This window comes from Micromonospora sp. NPDC049799, from assembly GCF_040656655.1.
GTDB lineage: Bacteria > Actinomycetota > Actinomycetes > Mycobacteriales > Micromonosporaceae > Micromonospora.
This window is the reverse complement of sequence record NZ_JBFAMU010000210.1, coordinates 1-8490: the sequence shown is the minus strand read 5'-3', so window position 1 is coordinate 8490 and position 8490 is coordinate 1. Positions and strand designations below refer to the sequence as shown.

The 8490-nt window shown below is 71.5% G+C and carries 4 protein-coding genes and 2 pseudogenes; 2 read left to right on the top strand and 4 right to left on the bottom strand.

What is annotated here, in order from left to right; all coding sequences use genetic code 11:
• The 4 genes and pseudogenes from AB0I76_RS17010 to AB0I76_RS16995 all read right to left on the bottom strand — a co-directional run.
• Window positions 1–595 (bottom strand): annotated as a pseudogene (locus AB0I76_RS17010) (molybdopterin molybdenumtransferase MoeA); the annotation flags it as partial.
• Between the two features lie 9 nt (window positions 596–604).
• Window positions 605–1108 (bottom strand): MogA/MoaB family molybdenum cofactor biosynthesis protein, encoded by a 504-nt coding sequence (locus AB0I76_RS17005; protein ID WP_357035837.1) that lies wholly within the window; start codon window positions 1106–1108, stop codon window positions 605–607.
• The gene (gene moaC, locus AB0I76_RS17000; protein ID WP_357035834.1) at window positions 1105–1596 is read right to left on the bottom strand and encodes a cyclic pyranopterin monophosphate synthase MoaC; all 492 of its coding nucleotides are present in this window, start codon (window positions 1594–1596) and stop codon (window positions 1105–1107) included. The genes AB0I76_RS17005 and moaC overlap by 4 nt, the downstream gene beginning before the upstream one ends.
• Window positions 1597–1856: 260 nt before the next feature.
• Entirely contained in the window at window positions 1857–4841 is a 2985-nt protein-coding gene (locus tag AB0I76_RS16995) for a BTAD domain-containing putative transcriptional regulator (protein ID WP_357035831.1), read from the bottom strand.
• 561 nt (window positions 4842–5402) lie between these two features.
• Between AB0I76_RS16995 and AB0I76_RS16990 the strand changes: the two genes are divergently transcribed.
• A complete protein-coding gene (locus AB0I76_RS16990; protein ID WP_357035840.1) occupies window positions 5403–7841 on the top strand; it encodes a bifunctional diguanylate cyclase/phosphodiesterase in 2439 nt (812 codons plus the stop codon).
• A gap of 26 nt (window positions 7842–7867) precedes the next feature.
• Window positions 7868–8490: pseudogene (locus AB0I76_RS16985) on the top strand (hypothetical protein); the annotation flags it as partial.

Below are 8490 nucleotides of genomic sequence, written 5' to 3'. Positions count from 1 at the left end.
GCCCGGCGGTCAGCAGTTCGTCGCCGAAGACCAGCAGCGCCGCGCGCGGCTGCCGCCGGACCCGCAGGCTGTCGTGCCCGCAGGAGGCGGCCAGGCCGATCAGCGCCGGGTCCACCGGGGTGCCGGCGGGGAGAAGCTCCTCTCCGGCGTACGCCTCCTCGCCGGGCTCGCGCCACTCCGGCGCGGGCCGCGGCGTGCCGGCCACGAGGCCCTCCGCGGTACGGGTCGACTCCTCCACCCGCAGCACCGCGGTCGTGCCCTCGGGGACCATCGCGCCGGTGGCGATCTCGACGGTCGTGGAGTCCTCGCCCAGCGGCGCGGGAGTGTTGCCGGCCAGCACCCGTCCGACGATCCGCCAGGGGCCGGGACCGCGGACCGCCCAGCCGTCGACGCTCGACGTCGGGAAGGCGGGCAGGTCCGTCCGGGTGGTCAGCGGCTCGGCGAGGGTGTGTCCGTCGATCTCGGCGAGGGGGCGACTCGCGGCCGGAAGCGCGGCGGCCAGGCCGACCGCGTACACCCGGGAGCGCGCCTCGTCCCAGCCCGCCGGCGGGGGCGCGGCGACCCGATCGGCGGCCGATGCGGTTTCCGTGCTCACCGGCCGAGCCTATCGGTGCGCCCCGCCGGGCGCTTCCGCTGCCGGGTGGTCGCCGCCGCGGAGCTGGTCGACGGCGTGGGTGAGGATCGGCCCGAGCACGGCGAGCCCGTCCCGCGCGCCACCGGTCGAACCGGGCAGGTTGACGACCAGCGTCCGGCCGATCACACCGGCCAGCCCTCGGGAGAGCGCCGCCGCCGGGACCTTGTCGCGGCTGTGGGCACGGATGGCCTCGGCGATCCCGGGGATCTCGTGGTCGAGCAGGGCCCGGGTCACCTCCGGCGTACGGTCGGAGGGGTTGATCCCGGTGCCGCCGCTGGTCAGCACGACGTCCATCCCGTCGGCGACGGCGGCCCGCAGCGCCGCACCCACCGGGTCGCCGTCCGGCACCACCACCGGCTCGTCCACCGCGCAGCCGAGGTCGCGCAGGCCGGCGACGAGGAGGGGGCCGCTGGTGTCGGCGTACACCCCGGCGGACGCCCGGTTGGAGGCCACGACCACCCGCGCCCGGATCACGGCCGGTCCTCCGGTCTGACCCACTCGCCGGTCTTGCCGCCGGTCTTGCGGAGCACCCGGACGGCGTCCACGCTCGCCGCCGGGTCGACGGCCTTGACCATGTCGACGAGCGCGAGGCCGGCGACCGCCACGGCGGTCAGCGCCTCCATCTCCACGCCGGTGCGGTCGGCCGTCCGGGCCGTCGCGGTGATCTCGACGGTGTCGACGGTGAGCGTGAGGTCGACGGTGACGCCGTGCAGCGCGATGGGGTGGCACAGCGGGATGAGGTCCGGCGTGCGCTTGGCGCCCATGATGCCGGCCAGCCGGCCCACGGCGAGCGCGTCACCCTTCGGCAGGCCGTCACGCCGCAACAGGTCGATCACCTCGGTCGTGGTGCGCAGACGGCCGGCGGCCACGGCCGACCGGCCGCTGATTTCCTTGGCGGAGACGTCGACCATCCGGGCGGCACCGGCGGTGTCGACGTGGGTGAGCTGCGCGGGATCGGTCACGGTCGGGAGCCTATCTTTCCGGTACGACGACAGCTCCGCGCCGTGCTGCTCGGGAAGAGCGGCGCCGCGGAACCACGCCGTGGCGCCTCGACGCCGCCCCTCCCTCACCGTCCCGCCATCCGGGCCTGCTGGGGGGAGACCGCACGGCGGGTGTCTCGACGACAAAGGTCCTGCGCCGGCCAGGACCTCCCCCGTTCGTCGAACGTCGCCGACGCTAGCCGGGGTGGCGATAAGAAATCGATAAGCGCCGGAACGGCAACTCAGCGGAGCTCGCTCAGGCGCCTTTCCGCCTCGAGCCGCTCCGGCACGCCCATCCGACGGAAGATCGCCAACGCCCGCTCCCAGTGCCGCCGCGCTTCGGCGGGGTCAGTGGCCGCCAGGTGCTCGGCCAGCCCGGTCAGCGCCCGCCCCTGCTCGTAGGGGTGGGAGATCCGGGTTGCGACACCGAGGGCCGCGTCGAACATCGCGGCGGACCTCCGGTCGTCGCCCGACAGGGCGAGGCTTCGGCCCAGCTCGTTCAGGGCTGCCGCTTCGACATGTCGCTCTCCCGAGTCCATCGCCAACTGCCGTGCGTGTTCGTGTTCTCGGATCGCGGCAGGGATCTCGCCGAGACCGCGTAGGGCCACGCCGAGGTCGTTCCGTACCTCGGCTTCCGCGTACCGGTGCCCCGTTCGTTCCCTGAGTGCCATCGACGCTCGGAGGAGGGGGACAGCAGCGGCGTGGTGTCCCATCCGCGTCTTGACGCCACCGATGTGGCCGAGCGCGTTCAGGATGTGGAAGTAATCGCCGTGGACACGTCCGAAGAACAGGTGCAGGCGGTGGATGTGCAGTGCGCTCTCATACCGTCCCAGGGTTCCGAACGCCAGACCAAGGTTGGCCAGTCCGCTCGGCACCTCGCGGTTGTTGTATCCCCGGCTGTCACGCATCGCCGCCTCCCCGACCTCGACCGCCTCGTGCAGATCACCGCGGAGCCAGTACACGGCCGCGAGGTTGGCCCGGAAGCGGAAGAGGTTCGACCGGTCGCCCTGGCGCTCGCATGCCGCGACAGCGGCGGTCAGGTGGTCGAGTGCGCCTCGGTAGTTGCCCGTCCGCACATAGGCTGACGCGAGATAGTTGTTCATCATCGCGATCCCGGCAAGGTCCTCCGCCGCCTCTGCCGAGGAGAGGCCGTGGCCGTGGGTCGCGATGATGTCCTCGAAGTAGGCGCGGATGTAGCAGAAGCGCCAGAGCGTCCTCGCCAACTGCCAGGCGCTGCGGTGATGGCCATGCTCCCTGGCGGAGGCGACGAGGGCGACGATGTTGGGTCGCTCCTCCTCGAACCAGTCGGCGGCCCTGCCCGCTGTCGCGCCGACGAGATCGGGACGGTAGGGGTCGGCGGGACGAACCTGCCTCCGGGCCAGGCCCGACTCCAACACGTCGGCGGCCTCGAGAGCCGAGTGCAGGACGAAGTCCAGGAGTTGCACACGTGCCGCCTCGCGACTGTCGGAGCTGTCCGTCTCCAGGGACAGTTCGAGCGAGTACCGGCGGATCAGATCATGCATCCGGTAGCGCCTGCTCCGGCTCTCCTCGACCACGTGGCAGTCGACGAGCTCGTCCAAGGTCCGGGCGGTGGTCGACGTGGGCTCACCGGTCAGCGCTGCCGCAATGGGCAGGGTGAAGTGCGGACCGGGATGCACCGAGAGTAGACGGAACAACCGCTTCGCCGGCATGCTCAGCGGCTCGTACGACGCGGCGAAGGCCGCGGCCATCGCCGGCTCGCGCAGCACGAGGTTCCCGAGGTGTCCCGCCGTGTCGTCCAACAGTCTGGCGAGGTCACGGACCTGCCAGCCAGTTCGACGTGCGAGGCGCGAGCCGGCGAGACGGATCGCCAGAGGCAGGTAGCCGCATCGCCGCACCACCGCAGCCGCCGCTTCGGGCTCGGCCTTGACCCGGTCCGCGCCCGCTGCGACAGCGAACAAGGAGAGTCCTTCCGACGGGTCGAGGGCCGGAAGCGCATACGGCGGGTTGTCGTCCAGCCCGTCGAGCCGGCGTCGGCTGGTCACGACAACTACGGTGCCCGGGTCCGACGGGAGCAGTGGCATGACCTGATCGACGGTCGCGGCGTTGTCGAGGACCACGACGCTGCGGCGGCTGGAGAGTTCGCGACGCCACAGATCCACCCGTAGGTCGAGTTCCGCCGGAATCCTTCCGCTGGGTACCCCAAGCTGCCGCAACAGGGCCCCCAGGGCGGCTACCGGCTCGACCGCCTCTCCGTCGCCATGACCTCTGAGATCGATGAACAACGCCGCGTCAGGGTAGGACTCCGCCAGGAGGCGCGCCAGACGCACGGCCGTTGTGGTCTTCCCACTTCCGGCCATACCTTCGATGACGTGTACGGGTGAGGTGTGCGCTTCGAGCCTTCGGGTGTCGACCTGCAGGCGGTGGAGAATCTCCGCCCGTCCCACGAAATGCGGCACCGGCCGAGGCAACCAGGTGGTCCTGCTCTGCCGAACGGAAGGACCGCTGACCGCGTCTGACACGAGTCGATACATGCGCTGTAACCCCGTACCAGGCTCGACGCCAAGCTCGTCCTTGAGGGCCCGACGGGCAGCTTCGAAGGCGGCAACGGCTCCGGCGTGGTCACCTCGGAGATGCAACGCCCGCATCAGCAGGACATGAGCGGGCTCGCGGAGGGGGGCGAGGGCGACGGCCTCCCGAAGGACCGGTACCGCCAGCTCAGGTCGCCCCAGGTCGATTCGCAGCCCAGCCAGCAGCTCCATGGCGTCCAACCGTTGCTCCTCGGCGCCGAGGACACGCGCGGTCAGCAGCGGACCGAGCGGGATCCCGGCGAGCATCGCTCCCCGCCATCGCCCGAGCGCCCGAGCCGTGAGGGTCTCCGCCTCCGCCAGTTCACCGCGGCCCATCGCGGCCCGAGCCTCGGAGACGTCAACCGAGAACTGGAGAAGATCCACACGAACGGAGTTCCCGTCGAGGCGATACCCGTCGCCGTGCCTGACCAGGAGGCCCTTTCCCGTCCCGGTCGATTCGAACATCCGTCGGAGATTTGCGGCGTAGCCTCGCACGTTCGGTACCGCGGACCTCGGCGGCTGTTCGGGCCACAACTCGTCGACGAGTTGATCGATCGTGACGGAATGCTCCGGCTGCACTACCAGCATCGCGAGGAGCGTCTGTTGTTTCGGTGTTCCGACTTGCATGGGCCGGCCCGCAAGATTCACCCACAAGCCACCGAGGACGCGAATCTCCATGAATCCCTCTGCTCCGACTGGCTGGTCATTCGGAACGCCTGGCAGAGCCTAGTCCTCTCTGGATTCGGGACCGCCGTGCCAGCCGGGATCATCGGCGGATGGCGACGCGTGACGGCTGCGCAGGATGAACCGACCCGTTGATGGGATGGGATATAGCGGCTGCAATTGCGAAACTGGATGCCCAGGCAATGGCACCGGCCGCTGGTTACAGGATGCGACGTGACAGAACCAGAGCGAGAGTCGGCAGGCGCTGTCAGTCAACAGCGCGATGCACATAGTAGCGAAGCAGGCATCCATTAACGAATATTGCGCATAAAGACAAATATAGTACCAAAACAACCGCAATTACCCCTACCTTGCTCGGTGTAACAACCAACCGACGAGCTGGGGTGGAAGATGAAGTCGCACGAGTGGACCTGACAGACCTTCTGAAAGAAGCAATCAGCGACGTACGCTTGCGGAGCTCAGTTCTCGGTGACGACATGAGGACGGCGGGTGGCTCCCCAGGACAGACGGACCGAGACCGATCGGTGGCTCATACCCACCATCGGTCTCGTCGTCATTCTGGCGGCAGTCGCGACCATCGTCTCCGCGACCCATCTCGACGCGGCCGGGGCAGCCGTCCTCTGGCTCGCCCTCGTCTCGCTGGTCGCCGTCGGCTTCCGGGTCACCGTACGCGTACGGATCAGGACGACGCACCACAACATCGCCTGGACGGAAACGGCCATCCTCATCGGCCTGGCGCTGGCTCCCGCCCCGATGGTCGTCCTGGCGACCGGGGTCGGCGTCGCCATCGCCACGGCCCTGGCCCGCGTACCGCCGCTCCGGGCCGTGTTCGGGGTCGGAAAGAACATCCTCGTGGCGAGCAGTGCCGGCCTGGTCCTGGGTGCCACGGGGTGGACAGGACCGGACACCTCTGCATCGGCCGTGATCGCCTCCATCGCGCTCGCCTACGTCGCGGCTGTCGTCGTCGACGAGGTGATCACGCTCCCGGTCATCGCCATGGCGACCGCCACGCCCATCACCCAGCTCTTTCGGAGGGACTGGGACCTGCGACTCGCCGGCGCCGCGGCGCGACTGCTGGTCATCATCGGAACCGTACTCACTCTCAGTTTCGATCAACGCCTCCTCCTCGCCGTGCCACCGCTGGTCCTGAGCCTGCACCTGCTCTACTCCAATCGCGTCAAGACCCGCACCGAGCAGCAGGCGTGGCAACGCCTCGCCCGTACCACCGACGCCCTCAACGTCGTCGAGCTGGACACCGTCCTCACCACCGCCGTCACCCAGGCCGCCGAGCTCTTCTCGGCCGACGAGGTGGAGATCGAGCTGCGCCACAGCGGCCGGACCGTCCGCGGCGGGGCCGGCGGGATCACCCACGACGGTCCGGCCGGTGAACCGGATCCGGCGGACGGGACCGTGCTGGACACCCCGCTGGAGGGCCACGACCGCACGGCCGACGTCGGCGTGCTGCGCCTGCGCTTCAGCGGGCCGGTGCAGCTGTCCGAGCGGGAGCAGTACACCCTGCGTACCTTCGCCTCGGCCCTGTGCACCGCGGTCCGCAACGCCCAGGCGTACGCCGAGCTGGCCCGGGTCGCCGCCGAACACGCGTACGCGGCCACCCACGACGCGCTGACCGGCCTGGCCAACCGCCGGCACCTGCTCGACCAGGGCGCCGAGCAGCTCGGCAGCCGCCACGCCGAGGGCGTCACCGCGCTCGTGCTGATCGACCTCAACCACTTCAAGGAGGTCAACGACACGCTCGGGCACGCCGCCGGCGACCAGGTGCTCGTGCAGGTCGCCGAGCGGCTGCGCGCCGCCGCCCAGGACGGGGACCTGGTGGCCCGGCTGGGTGGCGACGAGTTCGCCGTGCTCCTGCGTGGCCTGCCGGCCCCGGCGGTGGCCGCCCACCGGGCGGAGTCGCTGCTGGCGGTACTTCACGACCCCTTCGACCTGGACGGCATGCGGATCAGCGTGGAGGCGAGCGGCGGCATCGCCGCCGCCCCGGCCAGCGGCGGGATGGCCGAGTTGCTGCGCCGCGCGGACGTGGCGATGTACCAGGCCAAGCGGGCCGGCCAACGGATCTCCACGTACGCGCCGACCCGGGACACCGCCGACATCGGCCGGCTGACCCTCGGCGGCGACCTGTCCCGCGCGGTCGCCGACCACGAGTTCACGGTGAACTTCCAGCCCATCGTCGACCTGGGCACCGGCGTGGTGATCGGCGCCGAGGCACTGGCCCGCTGGCACCACCCCACCCACGGCATGATCGACCCGCTGCGCTTCCTGGAGGCCGTGGAGCGGTCCGGCCTGCTCCCCGCCTTCGCCGAGGCGATCCTCGACCAGGCCCTGATCGCGGCGGGCAGCTGGCGGGACGCCGGCTTCGACGTACCGGTGGCGGTCAACGTCTCGCCACGCAGCCTCCTCGACGCCCGCTTCCCCGGCTCGGTGCTGGCCCGCCTGCGCGCCCATGACCTGCCACCGGACCGGCTGGTGCTGGAGCTGACCGAGACGCTCACCCTCAGCCAGCTCGACGTCGTCGACCGCGTACTCAGCCGGCTCCGCGACGAGGGCGTCCGGCTGGCCCTGGACGACTTCGGCACCGGCTACTCGTCACTGTCTCTGCTGTCCCGCATCCCCGTGCACGAGCTGAAGATCGATCGGAGCTTCGTCACCGCCATGGAGAGCTCCGCGGAGGCCGCCGCCGTCATCCGGTCCACCCTCGACCTGGGCCGCAGCCTCGACCTCACCGTCGTCGCCGAGGGCGTGGAGAACGAGCCGCAGCGCCGCGCACTCTGGGAACTGGGCTGCACCGCCGGCCAGGGCCACCTCTTCGCCCGGCCGACGCCCGCCGGGACCCTCCTCGCCACGCTCCGCCGCGGTTCCGGTGGCAGCCCGGGCGTCCTCGTCCCGCCTCTGCACGACAGTGGCGCGGTGATCCGGCTCGCCCCCGGCCGCCGCCCGGCCACGCGCGGCCGCACCGACCGGCACCTGCCCGCCTGACCGGGCCCTCTGCCAGACTGGCGGCCGTGACCGCCCCCGCCCCGACGACCCGCCGCGGCTGGCGGGCCCTCGACACCGCCGCCGGTGGCCTCGCCCTCGACCTCGGCCTGTACGCGGTCTCCGCCGCCTTCGCCGCGGTCACCGCCGCCACCTCCACGCTGGTCCCGCACCGCGCCTGGGGTGCGGTCGCCGCCGTCGGCTACCTCCTCGCCACGCTCGCGGTGACCGGCCAACTGCTCCTGCGCCGCAGCGACGCGGCGTCCCGGCTGACCGGGCTGCCCGCGCGGTGGGCGGTCACCGCCTTCACCTGGGCGACGACCGCCCTGCTGCCGGTGGTCCTGCAGAGCGTCGAGCGGGCCGGCGGGCGCACCGACCGCGCACAGGAGGAGGTCCTCGTCGTCGAGGACTCCGGACGACGACTCGCCGACACCGGCACCCCGTACCTCGGCCACGACGCGATCGCCGCCCTGCCCCCTGGCGAGCAGCTCCTCGGCTACACCCCGTACCAGCCGGGCATGGCCCTCTTCGGCCTGCCCCGCGCCGCCGCCGACGCCTGGTGGACCGATGCCCGGGTGTGGTTCGCGCTCGGCACCGCGGTCGCGCTGGCGCTGGCCGTACACACACTCCGGCCGGGCCGCCGCGGCGCCGG